Below are 17,010 nucleotides of genomic sequence, written 5' to 3'. Positions count from 1 at the left end.
CGTTGCGCTGAGGGCGAAGTCCGGTGGTCACCGCGCCGGACGTTCCGGGCCGGATCGGTACGCTCTGGCCCATGAGACGTCGCGGCGTGACCGTACTCCTCGGTGCACTGCTCACCGCCCTGCTCAGCGTCGGCGTGCTGAGCGTGCCGATCCCGTACGTGGTGCTCGGTCCCGGCCCGACGGTCAACACGCTGGGCAGCGAGGACGGCAAGGAGATCATCCAGGTCACCGGCCGGGCGACGTCCACCTCGGCCGGGCAGCTCCGGCTGACCACGGTGGGTGTGCAGCCCACCGTCCGGCTGCGCTCGGCCCTGGCCGGCTGGTTCTCCTCGGACGAGGCGGTGGTGCCACGGGAGCTGGTCTACCCGCCGGGGGAGTCGCAGGAGGAGGTCGAGAAGCGCAACGCCGAGGACTTCCAGAACTCGCAGACCAGCGCCGAGACGGCGGCCCTGCGCGAGCTGGGCTACCCGATCCGGGTGCTGGTCAAGGCGGTCACCGCGGGCGGGCCGTCGGTCGACGTGCTCAAGCCCAACGACGTGATCACCTCGGTCGACGGCCAGCCGGTGACGAGCGCGGCCCGGCTCACCGAGCTGATCCGGGCGAAGCCGGCCGGCACCGAGTTGAAGATCGGCTACACCCGGGCCGGTGCGGCGGCCACCGCCACGGTGACCAGTCGCGAGCAGGACGGCCGTCCCCGCATCGGCATCGAGATCGACCAGCAGCAGCCGCACCCGTTCACCCTGAAGATCGACCTCGGCGACATCGGCGGCCCCAGCGCCGGACTCATGTTCGCCCTGGGCATCGTCGACAAGCTGGAGCCGGCCGACCTGACCGGCGGGAAGGTCATCGCCGGCACCGGCACCATCGACGACGAGGGCCGGGTCGGCCCGATCGGCGGCATCGCCCAGAAGCTGGTCGGCGCCAAGCAGGCCGGGGCGAAGGTGTTCCTGGTGCCCGCCGACAACTGCGCCGAGGCGGTCCGCAACCCGCAGCCCGACCTGCCGCTGCTCAAGGTGGCGTCGCTGGACGACGCGCTGACGGCGCTGGAGAAGATCCGCGCGGGAGGGCAGCCGACCCGCTGCTGACCCCCGGCCGGCCCGCCGCCGGACCGCCGCCGGGCCCGACCTGCCGGGCCACCGGACGATCGTGACGTGACCTTGACCCGACGCGTTCAGGAACACCCCGTACTCTGGGTGCCTGGTCGGAGCCGATCACATCGAGCGTGCGGAGCCAACAGTGGTCATGCGTAGCAGCCCCCTGCCGAGGATGAGCCGGCGCGGACGCGTCACCATCGGGGTCCTGATCGGGGTGTTCGTGCTCTTCACCCTGCTCGGGTGGGGTGTCAACGCGTGGACCGACTGGCTCTGGTTCGACGAGGTCCGCTACACGCAGGTCTTCACCGGTGTGCTCGCCACCCGGCTGCTGCTGTTCCTGGTCATCGGGCTCGGCATGGGGGTGATCCTCGCCGGCAACCTCTGGCTGGCCTACCGGCTGCGGCCGCAGCTGCGCCCGCATTCCGCCGAACAGGCCACCCTGGAGCGCTACCGGATGCTGCTGAGCCCCCGGCTCGGCGCGTGGATCGCCCTGGCCTCCGCGGTCATCGGGCTCTTCGCCGGTCTCTCCGCACAGGGCCGGTGGAGCCAGTGGCTGCTGTTCCGCAACGGCGGCAGCTTCGGTGTGAAGGACCCGGAGTTCGGCGTCGACATCGGCTTCTACGTCTTCCAGCTGCCGTTCTGGCGCTACCTGCTCGGCGTCGGCTTCACCGCCGTGGTGCTCGCCCTGCTCGGGGCGCTGGCCGTGCACTACATCTACGGCGGGGTGCGGCTGCAGGGCGTCGGGGACCGGATGACCAACGCGGCCCGGGCCCACCTGAGCTCGCTGGTCGCGGTGTTCGTGCTGCTCAAGGCAATCGCGTACGTGCTGGACCAGCGGGCCATGCTGCTGGAGTACAACGAGGGCGCCAAGCTCTACGGCGCCGGCTACGCCGACATCAACGCGCTGCTCCCGGCGAAGGAGATCCTCGCCTGGATCGCCGTGGTGGTGGCCGTCGCGATCATCGTGTTCTCCAACGCGTGGATGCGGAACCTGGTCTGGCCCGGCATCGCGCTCGCCCTGCTCGGCGTGTCGGCCGTGGCGATCGGCGGCATCTACCCGTGGGCCGTGCAGACCTTCGAGGTCAAGCCGAGCGCCCGCGACAAGGAGGCGCCGTACATCGAGCGCAGCATCAAGGCGACGAGGGCCGCGTTCGGGCTGACCGACACCAAGAGCACCGGGTACGCGGCGAACAACCTCGTCCCGCCGGCCAGCCTGGCCACCGACACCTCGGTGGTGCAGAACGTCCGGCTGCTCGACCCGCAGCTGGTGTCGGAGACGTACACGCAGCTCCAGCAGGTCCGCGGCTTCTACGACTTCGGCCCGAAGCTCGACATCGACCGGTACGCGGTGAGCGGCAAGACCTCCGACTACGTGGTCGGCGTCCGTGAGATCAACTACGGCGAGCTGACCGACCAGCAGAGCAACTGGATCAACCGGCACACCGTCTACACCCACGGGTACGGCCTGGTCGCCGCCCCGGCCAACCGGATCTGCGGCAACGGCACGCCGTACTTCGTCTCCGGCTTCCTCGGTGGCGCCACCAAGGAGGAGGTGCAGGGGTGCACCTCGCCGACCGAGCAGATTCCGGCCCAGCAGCCGCGGATCTACTACGGCGAGCGGATGGAGGCCGACGACTACGCGATCGTCGGGCAGACCGGGGACCGCGACGTCGAGTTCGACAAGCCGACCTCCACCGGTGGCGAGCAGTACTACACGTACACCGGCGAGGGTGGCGTCGAGATCGGCTCGTTCCCCCGCCGCCTGCTGTACGCGATCAAGGAGCAGGAGTCGAACTTCCTGCTCTCCGAGGCGGTCAACGACAACTCCAAGCTGCTCTACGTGCGTAACCCGCGGGACCGCGTGGAGAAGGTGGCGCCGTTCCTCACCCTGGACGGCGACCCGTACCCGGCGGTGGTGAACGGCCGGGTCATCTGGATCATCGACGGCTACACCACGGCGGCGACCTACCCGTACGCGGAGCGGGTGAACCTCCAGGCCGAGACGGCCGACGAGCTGACCGGGCGGGGCACCTTCCAGCTGGCCCGGGAGAACGTCAACTACATCCGCAACTCGGTGAAGGCGACCGTCGACGCGTACGACGGCACGGTCAAGCTCTACGCGTTCGACGACGCCGATCCGGTGCTCAAGGCGTGGAACAAGGCCTTCGGCGGTGACCTGGTGCTGCCCAAGGGCGACATCCCGCCGGAGCTGGCCGAGCACTTCCGCTACCCGGCCGACCTGTTCAAGGTGCAGCGCAACCTGCTCGCCCGGTTCCACGTCACCGACCCCGGCGACTTCTACTCCGGTCAGGACTTCTGGCAGGTCCCGAACGTGCCGGACGCCCCGGACGGCGGGTCGAAGCAGCCGCCCTACTACCTCTTCACCCAGTTCCCCGGGCAGGACGGGCCGCGCTTCCAGCTCACCTCTGCGGTCACCCCGAACCGCCGGGAGAACCTGGCGGCGCTGATCTCCGGCTCGTACGTGGACGGGCGGCCCCATCTGGAGGTGCTGGAGTTGCCGGACCAGACGCGGATCTCCGGGCCGGTCCAGGTGCACCAGCAGATGACCAACAACGGTGACATCCGGCAGCAGCTCAACCTGCTCTCCTCCGGGCAGTCCCAGGTGCAGTACGGCAACCTGCTCTCGCTGCCGTTCGGCGACGGGATGCTCTACGTCGAACCCGTCTACGTGAAGAGCAACTCCCAGAACGCCTTCCCGCAGTTGCAGAGGGTGCTGCTGTCGTACGGCGACGGCGGCTCGTACGTGGTGCTGGCGAACAACCTGAGCGACGGCATCAAACAGCTCGTCGAGCAGGGCAAACGGGCACCTGGCGGCAGCCCGCCGCCGAGCACCGGCGAGAACCCGCCGACGACCGGCGGCACCGCACCGCCGGTGCTCACCGGCGAGCTGGCCGAGGCGGCCGACAAGGTGCAGAGCGCGATCGGTGAGGTCAAGGCCGCGCAGGCGTCCGGCGACTTCGAGCGGTACGGGCGGGCGCTGAAGGCGCTCGACGACGCCATGACCGCGTTCCAGCAGGCGCAGGCGGCGGCCAACCCGGCGCCCGGCCCGGCCCCCAGCGGCAGCCCTCCGGCGTCGCCGCCGGCCTCACCCTCAGCCTCGCCGACACCGAACGGCTGACGCCGAGCCGACCACGGGAGCCCGTGGTCCGTGACCCCTTGTGGTCGCGGGCCACGGGCTCCTGTCGCATTGCCGACGGAACACCCGCAACCCGCTGTCCGCGTCCACCGTCATGAGAGCAGGTGGCGTGAGGGAGGCGGGTGTCCAGATGCGCGACGTGAACAGCTTCGACGACTTCTACCGCAGCACGTCGGGGCGGTTGCTCCGCTACGGCTACGCGGTGGCCGGCGACCCCGCCGAGGCCCAGGATCTCGTCCAGGAGGCGTACGCCCGGGCCTGGCGGCAGTGGGGGAGGCTGGCCGCCCATCCGGCCCCGGAGGCCTGGCTGCGGCTCGTCGTCAGCCGGCTGGCCACGGACCGCTGGCGACGGCTGCGCGGCTGGCGGCTCGCGGCCAGCCGCACGGGCCCGCCCGCGGACGTCGGGCCGCCGGGCGAGGACACCGTGCTGCTGGTCGGGGCGTTGCGGCAGCTGCCGGCCCGGCAGCGGCAGGCGCTCGCCCTGCACTACCTGTTCGACCTGTCGGTGGAGGAGATCGCCCGGGAGGCCGCGGTCCCCACCGGCACCGTGAAGTCCTGGCTGTCCCGCGGCCGGGCCCGGCTGGCCGAGCTGCTGCCCGGTGTGGCCGACGAGGAGCTGGAGGTGAACGATGTCGCGTGAGGTGGACCGCCTCTACCGGGCGCTCGCCCGGGACACCGACGAGCGGGTGCTCCCGGCCCCGGACCACGTGCGCCGGCGCGCCGACCGCCGGGCCCGGCGACGGGCCGCGCTCGGGGCGTTGACCGTCGCCGTCCTGGTCGCCGGCACCGCGGCCGGCACGCGCCTGGTGCTCGCCGCCGGGCCGGACACGGCACCGGCCCCGGCCACCACCACCGACGGCCCGTCGCCGTCGCCGACGACGCCCGCGCCGCCGCCGAGCCGCACCCCTCCGGCGCCCTCCGGGCGTACCCCGGAGGCGCCGGCGAAGACGAGCGCCCGGCCGCCGGATGCCGGCCCGCGGACCATCCCGGACCGGGCTTTCTTCACCCTGGCCGCCGCCAACGACGCCGGCACCGGCAGCACGTTCGACTCGGGACGGGTGCTGCCGCCGCTCTGCGGCGCCACGCCCGGCGAGTCGGGGATCGTCACCCGCCGCGCCCGCAGCCTGGCGTTCAAGCTGGCCGCCACCCCGGAGGGGTACGTCCCGGACGGGAGCTACCGGCACACCATCACCGTCTACCGGCCGGGGCGGGCCGACGACGCGCTGGCCGAGCTGCGGCGGGCCGTCCGGGACTGCCCGACCCGGACCGGCTCGGACGCCGGCGAGGAACTGACGTCGACCCAGCGGCTGCTCCCGGACGCCGGATACGGCGACGAGTCGGTGCTGTTCGAGGTGCGCCGGCCGGCCACCGACTACGAGGGTGCCCCGACCGTGAAGGAGGTCGTCCGGCTGGTCCGCGCGGTGCGGATCGGGAACGTGGTGACGGTGCTCTGGGAACTGGGCTGGGAGGGGACGTCGACGCCGCGGTCCCAGCTCGACAGCGACAGCCGGCGCGCCGTGCAGGCGGTCCGCGACTGGTTGCGGTGAGTGCGGTCCCGGGCCCGTTTTGCGGGTCCGGGGCCCCGTACGCTACGGTTGGTGAGCCGACGCGGGGTGGAGCAGCTCGGTAGCTCGCTGGGCTCATAACCCAGAGGTCGCAGGTTCAAATCCTGTCCCCGCTACTGCCACGAAGGGCCCCGGAGGAAACTCCGGGGCCCTTCGTCATGCCCGCCGCGGACCCGGCCCGCCGGGATCGGGGAACCCGGCTGATCTCCACGGCGGACATGCGATAGGCTGTACGAGCCGACGCGGGGTGGAGCAGCTCGGTAGCTCGCTGGGCTCATAACCCAGAGGTCGCAGGTTCAAATCCTGTCCCCGCTACTGTCGCGAAAGGCCCCGGAGGAAACTCCGGGGCCTTTCGCCGTCTCCGGGCCAGGTGAACCGGCCCGTCCGTCGTGCCCCGCTTGCGCTTCTCGGCAAGGATGAGGGGCATGTCTGGTTGGAACAGATGGTGGGGCCGCCTCAGCGCGGTCCTCGGTGCGGTCGTGCTCTCGGTGTTCGTGCCGGTCGCGGCCTGGGCCTCCACGGGCACGGGTGAGGTCGTGGTGGAGGCCGCCCGGCGGCGGTCCCGGGGCGGCGGTGGCTTCCTCGGGCTGCTCTGCTGCCTGGTGGTGGTCGTCGTGATCGTGCTGCTGGTGCTGCGCCTCATGCGGCGCCGGCGTGGCGGTCCGCCGCGCTGACGGGAACCGGTCCGCCCGCCGTGCTCTCCGGGGCGCGGCGGGCGGCCCTCATTCGGCCAGTGCGGCGGTCGCCTGCGCCATGAACCGCGAGGTCGCCGTCCGGGCGCCCACGCGCTTGCCGCGGATGCTCTCGGCCGCCTCGATGAGCAGGGTACGCACCCTGGCGTGCCCCTTCGGCGGCGGCGCGGGCGCCGGCCCGGCCAGCTCGGCCAGCTCGGCGCCGAGTGCCACCACCCGCTTCTCGGCGCGGTCGGTGACGCCGTCGACCACGAACGTGCGGACCGGCACGGCCGCGTTCACACCGCGCTCGATGCCGAGGAGCCGGCCCGCCGCCACGTTGGTGGTCAGGAAGTTGATCACGTCGACCACCACGCCCGGGTGGCGGCTGCCGCGGAAGGCGGCCCAGTACATCGAGGCCCGCGGCCACTGCGCCGCCGGGGTGCCCGGGAAGGCGGTCAGGCCCAGCTCGTCGTCGATGAGCCGTTGCAGCTCCGGCAGCTGGTGCGACCAGGCGAACGACGCGGCCGTGTGCCCGGTGACCACGAGCTGGCGGGCCAGCTCGCCGCTGTCCGCCTGCTCCACGAGCGCGGCGCCGGGGGTGGCCCGGTCCGACCGGGCGACCTCCCAGAACTCGAACCAGTCGAGGAGTTCGCCGGAGCTGAAGCCGAGCTGCCGCCCCTGGTACAGCTCGCTGCCCTGGCCGCGCAGCCACAACCACAGCGCCCGGTAGTCGCCCGACGGGTCCATGGTGCCGGCCACCCGGTTGCCGGAGGCGCGGGTGACCCGGCCGGCCCACCGGGCGTACTCCCGCCACGACATGCCCGTGTGCGGCTCGGGCTGCCGCAGCCGGCGCAGCAGGTCGCGGTTGTAGACCAGCGCGGCGCTGGTCTGCGCGGCGGGCACGGCCACGGTCCGCTCGTCCACCCGGCCGTACCGGGCCAGGTGCTCGGGCAGGCCGCGCAGGTCGAGCCGGTTGTCCGCGACGTCGGCGGTGAGGTCGAGGACGATCTGCCGGTGGGCGTACTCGGTGAGCACGGTGTCGTCGATCTGGAAGAGGTCCGGCACGTTGCCCCCGGTGGCCTGGGTGGCCAGCCGGTCGTAGTAACCGGCCAGGCCCTGCCAGGTGACCCGGAAGCTCACCTGGGGGTTCTGCTGGGAGTAGAGCCGCAACGCCTTCTCGGTGGCCTCGGCCCGGCGGGCCCCGCCGAACCAGAACACGGACAGCTCGATGGGGCCGTCCTCGACCGGGGTCTCCTCCTCCGGGCCGCAGCCGGCCAGCCCGCCGGCGAGCAGCGGCAGCCCGGCCAGCGCGCCGAGCAGCCGCCGCCGGTCGACGCCGGGGGCGGGTACGGACTGCGGTGCGCGCACGGATTTTCTCCCGGGGTGCGGGCGGCTGCTGCGGACGGACCATTTACACAGGCGCCGGGCGGGGGTGTCAACGCCGCCGGCGGGAGGGCCGGTGGCCGCACCGGGCGGCCCGGCGGCCCATGGTGTACTAGGCGCCGTGGAACTTCTGCACTCGGGCAAGGTCAGGGACGTCTACGCCGACGGTGACGACCTGATCCTGGTCGCCTCCGATCGCGTCTCCATCTACGACGTGCCGCTGCCGACCCCGATCCCGGACAAGGGCCGCCTGCTCACCGCGCTGTCGCTGTGGTGGTTCGAGCAGCTGGCCGACCTGGTGCCGAACCACGTCATCTCGGCCACCGACGTGCCGGCGGAGTTCGCCGGCCGGGCGATCCGCTGCCGGCGGCTGGACATGGTCCCGGTCGAGTGCGTCGCCCGGGGCTACCTCACCGGTGGTGGCTTCGCCGAGTACCGGCGCACCGGCGCCGTCTCCGGCGTCGAGCTGCCCCGGGGCCTCGTGGAGGCGTCGATCCTGCCCCAGCCGATCTTCACCCCGTCGACCAAGGCGCCCAAGGGCGAGCACGACGAGCCGATCACGTACGCCGAGGTGGTCGACAAGGTGGGCGCGGAGACCGCGGAGCGGCTGCGGCAGATCACCCTCGACGTCTACCGGCGGGGTGCCGAGATCGCCGCCGACCGGGGCATCCTGATCGCCGACACCAAGATCGAGCTGGGCTGGGCGCCGGACGGCACCCTGGTCCTCGCCGACGAGCTGCTCACCTCCGACTCGTCCCGGTTCTGGCCGGCCGAGTCCTACCAGCCGGGTCGCGCCCAGTTCTCCTTCGACAAGCAGTACGTGCGGGACTGGGCCACCGGCAGCGGCTGGGACCGGCAGCCGCCGGCCCCCGAGGTGCCCGCCGAGGTGGTCGAGGCGACCCGGGCCCGCTACGTCGAGGTCTACGAGAAGCTGACCGGCAACCGCTGGGGCTGAGGCACGCGGGAGCGTCCACCGCCGCGCGCCGGTCCACCCGTACGATCGGCAGACGTGCGTGACATTGCCGTGTTCAGCGGGACCGCCCACCCTGACCTCGCCGCCGAGATCTGTGCCCACCTCGATGTTCCGCTGCACCCCGTGCGGGTGTCCCGGTTCGCCAACGACTGCCTCGAGGTGCAGTTGCAGGCGAACTGCCGGGAGCGCGACGTCTTCCTCATCCAGCCGCTGGTGCCGCCGGTGCAGGAGCACCTGGTCGAGCTGCTGCTCATGATCGACGCCGCCCGCGGCGCGTCCGCCGGCCGGATCACGGTGGTCCTGCCGCACTACGCGTACGCGCGGTCGGACAAGAAGGACGCGCCGCGCATCTCCATCGGTGGCCGGCTGGTGGCCGACCTGCTCACCTCGGCCGGCGCCCACCGGGTGCTGGCCATGACCCTGCACTCGCCGCAGGTGCACGGCTTCTTCAGCGTGCCCGTGGACCACCTGCACGCCCTGCGTGAGCTGGCCGCCCACTTCAAGGGCCGGGACCTGAGCAACACCGTCGTGGTCTCGCCCGACCTGGGCAACGCCAAGGAGGCGGCGGCGTTCGCCCGGATGCTCGGCACCCCGGTGGCGGCCGGCGCGAAGCAGCGGTACAGCGACGACCGGGTGCAGATCAGCACGATCATCGGCGACGTCGCCGACCGGGACGTCATCGTGCTGGACGACGAGATCGCCAAGGGCAGCACGGTCATCGAGCTGATGAGCCACCTGCGCGAGCGGCAGGTCCGCTCGATCCGCCTGGCCTGCACCCACGGCCTGTTCTCCAGCGGTGCGCTGAAGCGGCTCAGCGAGCAGGACGGGGTGCTGGAGATCGTCTGCACCAACACGGTGCCGATCCCGGAGGAGAAGCGGGTGCCGAAGCTGGAGGTGCTCTCGGTGGCGCCGGCCCTGGCCGAGGCGATGCGGCGGATCCACAACGGCGAGTCGGTGAGCGCCCTCTTCGGCTGAGGTGGGGGCACGGCCCGCCGGTCAGTCGTCGGCGCCGGTCCGGGTGGCCAGGGCCGTGGTGATCCGGACGATCGTGCCGGCCTCGCCGGTCTCCACCGCCATGGTGTCGCTCAGTTCCCGGGCCAGCCAGAGGCCCCAGCCGCCGGCGGTGTCGGGTGCGGGCCGGGCCTGGTCGTTGAGCCGCTGCACGCTGATCCCGTGACCGTGGTCGGCGACCTCGCAGACCAGGTCGCCGGGGCCGCGCCACAGCCGCAACCGCCCCTGACCGCCGCCGTGCCGGACGGCGTTGGTGATCAGCTCGTTGACCGCCAGCACGAAGTCGTCCAGCCGTTGCCCGATCAACCCCGCCGCGTGCGCGCACGAGGTGACCGAGTGCCGTAGCTCGGTCACCTGGGCCTGGGTGAAGGCCGCGGCGATGAGGAGGGAAGGTTCGATGGGCACAACCGTACGCGGTGAGGGGGGTTCTGCGTTCGTCATGGACCCGTCCCGGCTTTGGAGCTCGGTGATTTTCGCGGCATTTCCACCGTACGTCAGGGTTTCCCGCGCCGCACCTCACGGCCCGCCGGTGCGCGGCTGTGGCAGGGTGTCCGGCATGCCGTCGTCCCCGGGTGGCCTGGAGGTCCCGCTCTGGCGGTCGATCGCGGTGTTCCGCTTCGCCTCGCTGGCGTACGTGGCCGTGCTGGTGTTCCGGGACGCCCACCGCTACGCGCACCCGGTCGCCGCGGGCGGCGTACTCCTGGGGATGCTGGCCTGGTCGGGGGCGGCCACGGCGGGCTACGCCCGGCCTTCCGGCCGGCGCTGGCCCCTGCTCCTGGCCGACCTCGGCGTGGTGCTGGCGATCCTGCTGGCCACGCCGTGGGTGGTCGGCCGCGCGGCGCTGGCCGCCGGCGTGCCCACCCTGGCCGTCGCCTGGCTGGCCGGGCCGGTGCTGGCCTGGGCGGTCTCCGGCGGGCGGCGGCGCGGCGCGGTGGCGGCGCTGGTGCTCGGCGGCGCCGACCTGGCGACCCGGGAGCGGATCAGCCAGTCGTCGCTCACCGGGGTGATCCTCATGCTGCTGGCCGGTGTGGTGGTGGGGCACGTGGCCCGGCTCGCCGTCGAGGCCGAGGCGCGGTTGCAGCGGGCGGTGGAGCTGGAGGCGGCGACCCGGGAGCGGGAGCGGCTGGCCCGGGACATCCACGACTCGGTTCTCCAGGTGCTGGCCCTGGTGCGGCGGCGCGGGGCGGACCTGGACGGCGAGGCCGCCGAGCTGGCCCGGCTGGCCGGCGAGCAGGAGGCCGCGTTGCGCGCGCTGATCGGCCGGGCGGGTGACGCGCCGGACGGCACGGGCGGCGAGCGGGACCTGCGCGACCTGCTCGACCGGTACGCCTCGGCGGCCGTGCAGGTGGCCGCGCCGGCCACCCCGGTGCCGCTGCCCGCCCGGGTGGCCGCCGAGCTGGCCGCCGCGGCCGGTGCGGCCCTGGACAACGTGGCCCGGCACGCCGGCGGGCGGGCCTGGGTGCTGATCGAGGACGAGGGGGAGACGGTGACCGTCTCGGTACGTGACGAGGGGCCGGGGATCCCGGACGGGCGGCTGGCCGAGGCCGCCGCGCAGGGCCGGCTCGGCGTGGCGCAGTCGATCCGGGGCCGGGTGGCCGACCTGGGCGGCGAGGTGCGGATCGTCTCCGTGCCGGGCGCCGGCACCGAGATCGAGCTGACCGTGCCGCGGGGTGGCCGGTGAGCATCCGGGTGATGGTGGTCGACGACCACCCGATGTGGCGCGAGGGCGTGGCCCGCGACCTCACCGAGGCGGGCCACCTCGTGGTGGCGACCAGCGGGGAGGGGCGCCAGGCGGTCCGGGTGGCCGCGGCGGCCCGCCCCGACGTGGTCGTGCTCGACCTGCAACTGCCGGACGTCTCCGGCGTCGAGGTGATCCAGGGGCTGCGCGCCGCGCTGCCCGAGGTGCGGGTGCTGATGCTCTCGGCCAGCGGCGAGCCGCAGAGCGTGCTGGACGCGGTCAAGGCCGGCGCCACCGGCTACCTGTTGAAGTCGGCCGGGCCCGCCGAGTTCCTGGACGCGGTGCGCCGCACGGCGGCCGGCGAGCCGGTCTTCACCCCGGGGCTGGCCGGGCTGGTGCTGGGCGAGTTCCGGCGGCTGGCCGCCGCACCGGCCGCCCCGCACGACGAGGCACCCCGGCTCACCGAGCGGGAGACCGAGGTGCTGCGTCTGGTGGCGAAGGGCCTGTCGTACAAGCAGATCGCCGAGCGGCTCGGGCTGTCGCACCGGACGGTGCAGAACCACGTGCAGAACACGCTCGGCAAGCTCCAGCTGCACAACCGGGTCGAGCTGACCCGGTACGCGATCGAGCGGGGCCTGGACGGCTGAGGGTCAGCTCGCCGCGGGCGGCTGGGTCTCGTGGATGGCCAGCTCCTCCGCGGTGGCCCCGCCCCCGGCCGCGCCGGCGTCGTAGGCGACGTTGTCGGTCTCCTGGTCGGTGTGCGCGCCCTCGTCCGGTTCGACCAGCCGCCCCACCTGGTGGTCGGCGACCGTGCCGAGCTGGCCGTGGTCGTAGACGGAGACCGGGGAGTGCGGGTCGGAGGTCGGGCCCGGGTCGATCACGTCGGCGTCGAGCTGGGCCTGCGCGGCGGCCTCCTCGCTGTCCGCCTCGGCGGCGATGTCCGGGTCCACCGGACCGGCCAGCGGGTCGTCGGCGGGCCGCTCGTACTGCTCGCGCTGGAGCTTGTAGTCGAGTGACTCACCGTCGAGCTGCTCCTCGGCGGTGGTGCCGAAGCGGTCCACGGCCACCGGGGTGCGGTCGGCGGGCAGCGGGGCCGGCTCCGGCCCGTCCGCCTCGCGTCCGGTCAGCACGTCGTCGTTGGCGCTGGAGTCGTCGTCGGCGGTGTCCGGCAGGCCCTCCGCCTCGGGGTCGGACACGGGGGTGGGGTACTCGTTGTCGCGCATGACCGGGAACTACCCACTGCGCTCGCCCGATTAACCGCAGCGGGCGGGGTGGATCGGGAGGAACGGGGCGAAAAGGGCCTCAGTTCCGGAGCAGGGTCTCGTCCTCGGCGTGCAGCACGCACCAGACCACCTTGCCGTCCGGCAGCGGCGTGCTGCCCCAGCGCCGGGCCACCGTGTCGATGAGCAGGAGGCCGCGCCCGCCCGTGGAGGTGACCGGGGCCAGCCCCGCGTACGCCGGCCGCCGGCCGGAGTGGTCGCGGACGGCCAGGTGCAGGGTGCTGTCCCGGGGCGCCACCCGGACCGTCATGGGCGTTCCGGCGTGCGCGACCACGTTGTTGACCATCTCGGTGACCGCGATGGAGGCCGGCTCGGCCAACTCCGGCACGCCCCACCGGGCGCAGCCGTCGGCGACCAGCGCCCGGGCCTCCCGGGCCGCCGCCACCACCGGGGGCAGGTCGGCCGTGAGCACCGCGGCGAGCGGCGCGTCACGCAGGGCGGCGTGCGCCGCGTCGAGGGACCGGTGCACGGGTGTACCCAAGTTCGGCGGGCCGGCCGGGTCGAACACCAGCAGGCCGGCGGCCGGCCAGTCCAGCGCCACCCGGTGCACCTCGTCGAGGACGTCCTGGGCCGCCGGGTCGTCGATCCGCACCCGGGACAGGTCCACGATCGCCGCGCCGGGCCGCTGCCAGAGCCGGGCGAGCAGCGCGCCCCGGACGGCGTCGAAGCCGGCCCGGTCCAGCACACCGGTCAGCCGGATGACCGCGGAGGACTCGTCCGTCTCCACGAGGCAGTGCACGTCCGTCGGCATGATCGTCCCATTGTGCATGCCCGCACCCCAGCGCGCATCAGTCCGGTCGGCGGGACTCATCAGCGGTCCGTCCGGGAACGCCGGCTCATCGCCGCCATCGTGCCGACGGCGGTGCCGGCCGCCGCGAGCCCGAACGCCGCCGTCAGGCGGAGCAACTGCCCGCGCCGGCCCTGCCAGCCGTCGGTCCGCTCGGCCGCCGCGTCGGCGTGGAAGACGTTGCCGGCGGCATCCAGGCGTACGCCCGGGCCGAACTGGGTGCGCGCCGTGTACCAGCCCAGCGCCCGCTCGGCCAGCGCCGGGGCGAGCCGCCACTGGAGCCCCAGGAGCCGGGCCGCGCCCCCGGCGTACGCCTCGCGGCGCGGGCGGCGCAGCAGCCGGACGATCGTCTCGGCCACCAGGTCCGGCGGGTAGACCGGTGGTGGTGGGGTCAGCTCCCGGCCCGTGTGGTTGGCGGCGTGCCGGAAGAACGGCGTGTCGATGCTGGCGGGCAGCACCGTGCAGAGCGAGATGTGGCCCCGGCCGGTGACCCGCAGCTCCTGCCGGACCGTGTCGGCCAGCCCCCGGATGGCGTGCTTCGTGGCGTTGTACGCCGACTGGTACGGCATGGCGACCTCGGCCAGCACCGAGGCGTTGTTGACCAGCACCCCGCCGCCGGCCGCGTCGAGCCAGGGCAGCGCGGCCTTGCTGCCGTAGACGGTGCCGAGCAGGTTCACCTCGACCACCCGGCGGAACTCGGACACCGGGATCTCGTCGAAGAGACCGACGGTGCCCACCGCGGCGTTGTTGACCCACCCGTCGATCCGGCCGAACTCGGCCGCCGCCCGTGCCGCGAGCCGCTCCACCGCCTCCGGGTCGGTCACGTCGGTCGGCACCACGAGGGCCCGCCCGCCCAGCTCCCGGCAGCGGTCGGCGACCCGGCGCAGCGCCTCCTCGGTCCGGGCGGCCAGCACGACGTCGGCACCCCGCCGGGCCAGCGCGTACGCGGTTGCCGCGCCGATCCCGCTGGAGGCGCCGGTGATCACGATCGTGGCGTCGTCGAGGCTGCGGGTGAGAGGCATTCTCCGCCGGTACCCCCGGTCCGGCCGGGTCATGCCGACTGAGTCGCCCGGATCACGGTTGCCGGGCGCCCGGCCGGGGCAGAGTGACACCAACCCGACCGGGCCGCGTTGTCCCATTCGTGCGACGGTCCGCCGGGTCGGCTCCCGATCTGCCAGGTTTCGGCGCACCGGGGTCTGGTTAATGGGACCCTCTGACCGGAGGACCCACCGCTCGCGAGAACGCATGGAGGTGCACCATGCGCGTCGGCCTTGTGTGTGCGCACGCCGGCCCGTCCGTCGACGGTCCCACCGTCGGCACGCACCAGCACATCGCGCGGGTGGCGGCCGAGCTCGCCGCACGGGGCCACGATGTCCGGGTGTACGAGCGCCGCGACGCGCGGGGCCAGGAGTCCGTCGACGTGGACGGCTACCACCTGGAGCGGGTGCCCGTCGGCCCGCCCGCCCCGCTGCCCACCGCCGAGCTGGTGCCGTTCGTCACCGAGTTCGGCCGCTGGCTGGCGCAGCAGTGGTCGGGTGACTGGGCCCCCGAGGTGGTGCACGGGCACTACTGGGTCGGCGGGCTCGCGGCCGCCCACGCCGTCCGCGAGACCGACATCCCGGTCGTGCAGACCTTCCACTCCCTCGGCGTCGAGCAGCTGCGTCACCTCGGCCGGCGGTACGACGGGCCGGGGGAGCGGATCCCGCTGGAGCGGGCGCTGACCCGGGCCGTGGACATCGCGGTCGCCCAGTGCAACGACGAGGTCGACGAGCTGACCCGGATGGGACTCCAGCGCACCTCGGTGGCCATGGTGCCGACCGGGGTGGACACCACGCAGTTCCACCCCGACGGCGAGGCGGCCCCCCGCGACCAGCGGGCCCGCATCCTCTCCGTCGGCGGGCTCGCGGCCGGGCACGGTCAGGAGGACCTCATCCGGGCCATGCGGCTGGTCGGCGACGCCGAGCTGGTGATCGCCGGTGGGCCGCCGGCCGAGCAGCTGGCCGACCACGCCGAGGCGCGCCGGCTCCGTGAGCTGGCCGAGCGGACCGGGGTGGGCGAGCAGGTGAAGCTGGTCGGCGCGGTCCCGCACGACCAGATGGCCACCTGGTACCGCTCCGCCGACGTGGTCGCCTGCACCCCGCACTACTCGTCCGCCGGCCGGGTGTCGCTGGAGGCGATGGCCTGCGGCGTCCCGGTGGTCGGCTACGCCATGGGCGGCATCGCCGACGCGGTGGTCGACGAGGTGACGGGCAAGCTGGTGCCGCCCGGGGACGTCCGCACCCTCGGGGTCACCCTGCGCCGGATCCTGGCCGACAACGCGGGGCGGTTCGCGTACGGGCACGCCGCCGTGGACCGGGTGCGGTGCAGCTACACCTGGGAACGCACGGCGGGCGCGCTGGAGCGGCTCTACGAGCGGGTCATCGGGCGGCGGAAGCCGGCCGAGCCGGCCGTCGAGGTCACGCGCCCCGTCGAGGTGGCCGCCGAGCAGCGCGGCCCCGTCGAGGCGGCCTGACTCAGCGCCGGGCCCGGACGGCCGAGCCGGCGCCGATCATGGCCGGCTCCCGGTTGCGGGCCACCGCGTGGTGGTGCTGCGGCTCGGCGTACCGGGTCAGGCCGACCACCGCGATCAGCGTGGCCAGGAAGCCGACCCCGGCCAGCCACTCCCGCCCCGGCCAGATCTTGTCGTTGAGCAGCAGGAGGCCGATGACGGCCGCGGGCACCGCCCCGGCGGCGTCCATGGCGGCCACGGCGGCGGTCGTGGAGCCGCGCTGCATGGCCAGGCCGAGCAGGAGCTGGCCGACCACCGAGTGGGCGATCAGCAGGTAGAGCAGCGGGTCGCGGACGAACGCCTCCGCCGAGTCGGCCGAGGCGAGCGGCCGGGCGGCCACCGCGGCGGCGGAGAACGCCATCCCGGCCAGCGAGCCCAGCGCGACCGACCCGGGCGCGCCGTGCAGCCGGGCGGCGAAGAAGCCGAGCACGGCGATCACCCCGAGCGCCACCGCCAGGCCGACCAGGCCGGCGGTGCCGAGCTGCCGGGACGGCGCCGGCTCGGCGGACAGCACCAGCGCGATGATCCCGCCGAACAGGAGCACCAGCAGCGCCACCTCGGCGGCCGGTAGGCGCCACTTGAGCACCAGCACGCCGAGCACGGCGGTCACGCCCAGCCCGGCGGCCACGCTGGCCTGGACCAGGAACAGCGGCAGGTCCCGGCGGGCCAGGAAGGCCAGCACGAAGCCGACGACCTGGCAGGAGAGCCCGACCAGGTAGGTGCGGTGACCGGCCAGCCGGAGCAGCAGCCCGGGATCGAAGGTGTGGTGGACGGTGGTCCGCGCCGCGGCCACCGACTGGAGGAGATTGGCGAAGCCGTACGCGACGATCATCGCCGCCAGGAAGCACCAACCGGAGGAC

The 17,010-nt window shown here is 73.9% G+C and carries 15 protein-coding genes, 2 tRNA genes and 1 pseudogene; 12 read left to right on the top strand and 6 right to left on the bottom strand.

Annotated features, from left to right (window positions below; translation table 11 throughout):
* Positions 1 to 71: 71 nt before the first annotated feature.
* The 7 genes from GCE86_RS20990 (at position 72) to GCE86_RS20960 (ending at position 6,490) form a co-directional block, all read left to right on the top strand.
* The gene (locus GCE86_RS20990; RefSeq protein ID WP_167537060.1) at positions 72 to 1,085 is read left to right on the top strand and encodes a YlbL family protein; all 1,014 of its coding nucleotides are present in this window, start codon (positions 72 to 74) and stop codon (positions 1,083 to 1,085) included.
* A gap of 151 nt (positions 1,086 to 1,236) precedes the next feature.
* Complete coding sequence (locus GCE86_RS20985; protein ID WP_208818031.1) at positions 1,237 to 4,233, top strand: UPF0182 family membrane protein; 2,997 nt, start codon at positions 1,237 to 1,239, stop codon at positions 4,231 to 4,233.
* A gap of 148 nt (positions 4,234 to 4,381) precedes the next feature.
* Entirely contained in the window at positions 4,382 to 4,891 is a 510-nt protein-coding gene (locus GCE86_RS20980; RefSeq protein ID WP_154230610.1) for a SigE family RNA polymerase sigma factor, read from the top strand.
* Complete coding sequence (locus tag GCE86_RS20975; RefSeq protein WP_154228534.1) at positions 4,881 to 5,798, top strand: hypothetical protein; 918 nt, start codon at positions 4,881 to 4,883, stop codon at positions 5,796 to 5,798. The genes GCE86_RS20980 and GCE86_RS20975 overlap by 11 nt, the downstream gene beginning before the upstream one ends.
* 60 nt (positions 5,799 to 5,858) lie before the next feature.
* Positions 5,859 to 5,932: transfer RNA gene (locus GCE86_RS20970), tRNA-Met, on the top strand.
* A gap of 125 nt (positions 5,933 to 6,057) precedes the next feature.
* Positions 6,058 to 6,131 (top strand) — tRNA-Met (locus GCE86_RS20965).
* 110 nt (positions 6,132 to 6,241) lie between these two features.
* On the top strand, positions 6,242 to 6,490 hold the full coding sequence (locus GCE86_RS20960; protein WP_154228533.1) for a hypothetical protein: 249 nt from the start codon (positions 6,242 to 6,244) through the stop codon (positions 6,488 to 6,490).
* Between the two features lie 48 nt (positions 6,491 to 6,538).
* Here GCE86_RS20960 and GCE86_RS20955 read toward each other — a convergent pair whose 3' ends face one another.
* Positions 6,539 to 7,858 (bottom strand): ABC transporter substrate-binding protein, encoded by a 1,320-nt coding sequence (locus GCE86_RS20955; RefSeq protein ID WP_154228532.1) that lies wholly within the window; start codon positions 7,856 to 7,858, stop codon positions 6,539 to 6,541.
* Positions 7,859 to 7,994: 136 nt separating this feature from the next.
* Between GCE86_RS20955 and GCE86_RS20950 the strand changes: the two genes are divergently transcribed.
* Positions 7,995 to 8,828: a phosphoribosylaminoimidazolesuccinocarboxamide synthase gene (locus GCE86_RS20950; RefSeq protein ID WP_154228531.1), complete on the top strand. Its 834-nt coding sequence runs from the start codon at positions 7,995 to 7,997 to the stop codon at positions 8,826 to 8,828.
* 54 nt (positions 8,829 to 8,882) lie between these two features.
* The gene (locus tag GCE86_RS20945; protein ID WP_154228530.1) at positions 8,883 to 9,821 is read left to right on the top strand and encodes a ribose-phosphate diphosphokinase; all 939 of its coding nucleotides are present in this window, start codon (positions 8,883 to 8,885) and stop codon (positions 9,819 to 9,821) included.
* 21 nt (positions 9,822 to 9,842) lie between these two features.
* Here GCE86_RS20945 and GCE86_RS20940 read toward each other — a convergent pair whose 3' ends face one another.
* Entirely contained in the window at positions 9,843 to 10,298 is a 456-nt protein-coding gene (locus tag GCE86_RS20940; protein WP_154228529.1) for an ATP-binding protein, read from the bottom strand.
* Positions 10,299 to 10,413: 115 nt separating this feature from the next.
* On the opposite strand from GCE86_RS20940, the gene macS reads away from it, so the two are divergent.
* Positions 10,414 to 11,538: a MacS family sensor histidine kinase gene (gene macS / locus GCE86_RS20935; protein ID WP_154228528.1), complete on the top strand. Its 1,125-nt coding sequence runs from the start codon at positions 10,414 to 10,416 to the stop codon at positions 11,536 to 11,538.
* Between the two features lie 11 nt (positions 11,539 to 11,549).
* Positions 11,550 to 12,182 (top strand): response regulator, encoded by a 633-nt coding sequence (locus GCE86_RS20930; RefSeq protein ID WP_204342442.1) that lies wholly within the window; start codon positions 11,550 to 11,552, stop codon positions 12,180 to 12,182.
* A gap of 3 nt (positions 12,183 to 12,185) precedes the next feature.
* Here the strand turns inward: GCE86_RS20930 and GCE86_RS20925 are convergent, their stop codons facing one another.
* The 3 genes from GCE86_RS20925 to GCE86_RS20915 form a co-directional block, all read right to left on the bottom strand.
* Entirely contained in the window at positions 12,186 to 12,758 is a 573-nt protein-coding gene (locus tag GCE86_RS20925) for a DUF5709 domain-containing protein (protein ID WP_154228526.1), read from the bottom strand.
* A gap of 79 nt (positions 12,759 to 12,837) precedes the next feature.
* Positions 12,838 to 13,566 (bottom strand): ATP-binding protein, encoded by a 729-nt coding sequence (locus GCE86_RS20920; RefSeq protein ID WP_239542853.1) that lies wholly within the window; start codon positions 13,564 to 13,566, stop codon positions 12,838 to 12,840.
* A 59-nt stretch (positions 13,567 to 13,625) separates the two neighbouring features.
* Positions 13,626 to 14,624 carry an SDR family oxidoreductase gene (locus tag GCE86_RS20915; protein WP_154228524.1) on the bottom strand — a complete coding sequence of 333 codons (999 nt, stop codon included), beginning with the start codon at positions 14,622 to 14,624 and terminating at the stop codon, positions 13,626 to 13,628.
* 236 nt (positions 14,625 to 14,860) lie between these two features.
* Here GCE86_RS20915 and GCE86_RS20910 point away from each other — a divergent pair, with 236 nt between their 5' ends.
* The gene (locus tag GCE86_RS20910; protein WP_154228523.1) at positions 14,861 to 16,114 is read left to right on the top strand and encodes a glycosyltransferase; all 1,254 of its coding nucleotides are present in this window, start codon (positions 14,861 to 14,863) and stop codon (positions 16,112 to 16,114) included.
* On the opposite strand, the pseudogene GCE86_RS20905 reads toward GCE86_RS20910, so the two are convergent.
* Positions 16,009 to 16,982: pseudogene (locus tag GCE86_RS20905) on the bottom strand (hypothetical protein). The gene GCE86_RS20910 and the pseudogene GCE86_RS20905 overlap by 106 nt on opposite strands.
* Positions 16,983 to 17,010: the final 28 nt, after the last annotated feature.

This window comes from Micromonospora terminaliae (assembly GCF_009671205.1).
GTDB lineage: Bacteria > Actinomycetota > Actinomycetes > Mycobacteriales > Micromonosporaceae > Micromonospora > Micromonospora terminaliae.
The sequence above is the reverse complement of the archived record's forward strand: the minus strand, read 5'-3'. Positions and strand labels throughout refer to the sequence as shown.

What these genes read in the sequence shown, in the direction of transcription:
- GCE86_RS20920 (WP_239542853.1), bottom strand. Translation starts at nt 13,566, where the DNA reads ATGCCGACGGACGTGCACTGCCTCGTGGAGACGGACGAGTCCTCCGCG.
- GCE86_RS20940 (WP_154228529.1), bottom strand. Translation starts at nt 10,298, where the DNA reads ATGACGAACGCAGAACCCCCCTCACCGCGTACGGTTGTGCCCATCGAA.
- GCE86_RS20960 (WP_154228533.1), top strand. Translation starts at nt 6,242, where the DNA reads ATGTCTGGTTGGAACAGATGGTGGGGCCGCCTCAGCGCGGTCCTCGGT.
- macS (WP_154228528.1), top strand. Translation starts at nt 10,414, where the DNA reads ATGCCGTCGTCCCCGGGTGGCCTGGAGGTCCCGCTCTGGCGGTCGATC.
- GCE86_RS20925 (WP_154228526.1), bottom strand. Translation starts at nt 12,758, where the DNA reads ATGCGCGACAACGAGTACCCCACCCCCGTGTCCGACCCCGAGGCGGAG.
- GCE86_RS20910 (WP_154228523.1), top strand. Translation starts at nt 14,861, where the DNA reads ATGCGCGTCGGCCTTGTGTGTGCGCACGCCGGCCCGTCCGTCGACGGT.
- GCE86_RS20975 (WP_154228534.1), top strand. Translation starts at nt 4,881, where the DNA reads ATGTCGCGTGAGGTGGACCGCCTCTACCGGGCGCTCGCCCGGGACACC.
- GCE86_RS20980 (WP_154230610.1), top strand. Translation starts at nt 4,382, where the DNA reads ATGCGCGACGTGAACAGCTTCGACGACTTCTACCGCAGCACGTCGGGG.
- GCE86_RS20990 (WP_167537060.1), top strand. Translation starts at nt 72, where the DNA reads ATGAGACGTCGCGGCGTGACCGTACTCCTCGGTGCACTGCTCACCGCC.
- GCE86_RS20930 (WP_204342442.1), top strand. Translation starts at nt 11,550, where the DNA reads ATGGTGGTCGACGACCACCCGATGTGGCGCGAGGGCGTGGCCCGCGAC.
- GCE86_RS20915 (WP_154228524.1), bottom strand. Translation starts at nt 14,624, where the DNA reads ATGCCTCTCACCCGCAGCCTCGACGACGCCACGATCGTGATCACCGGC.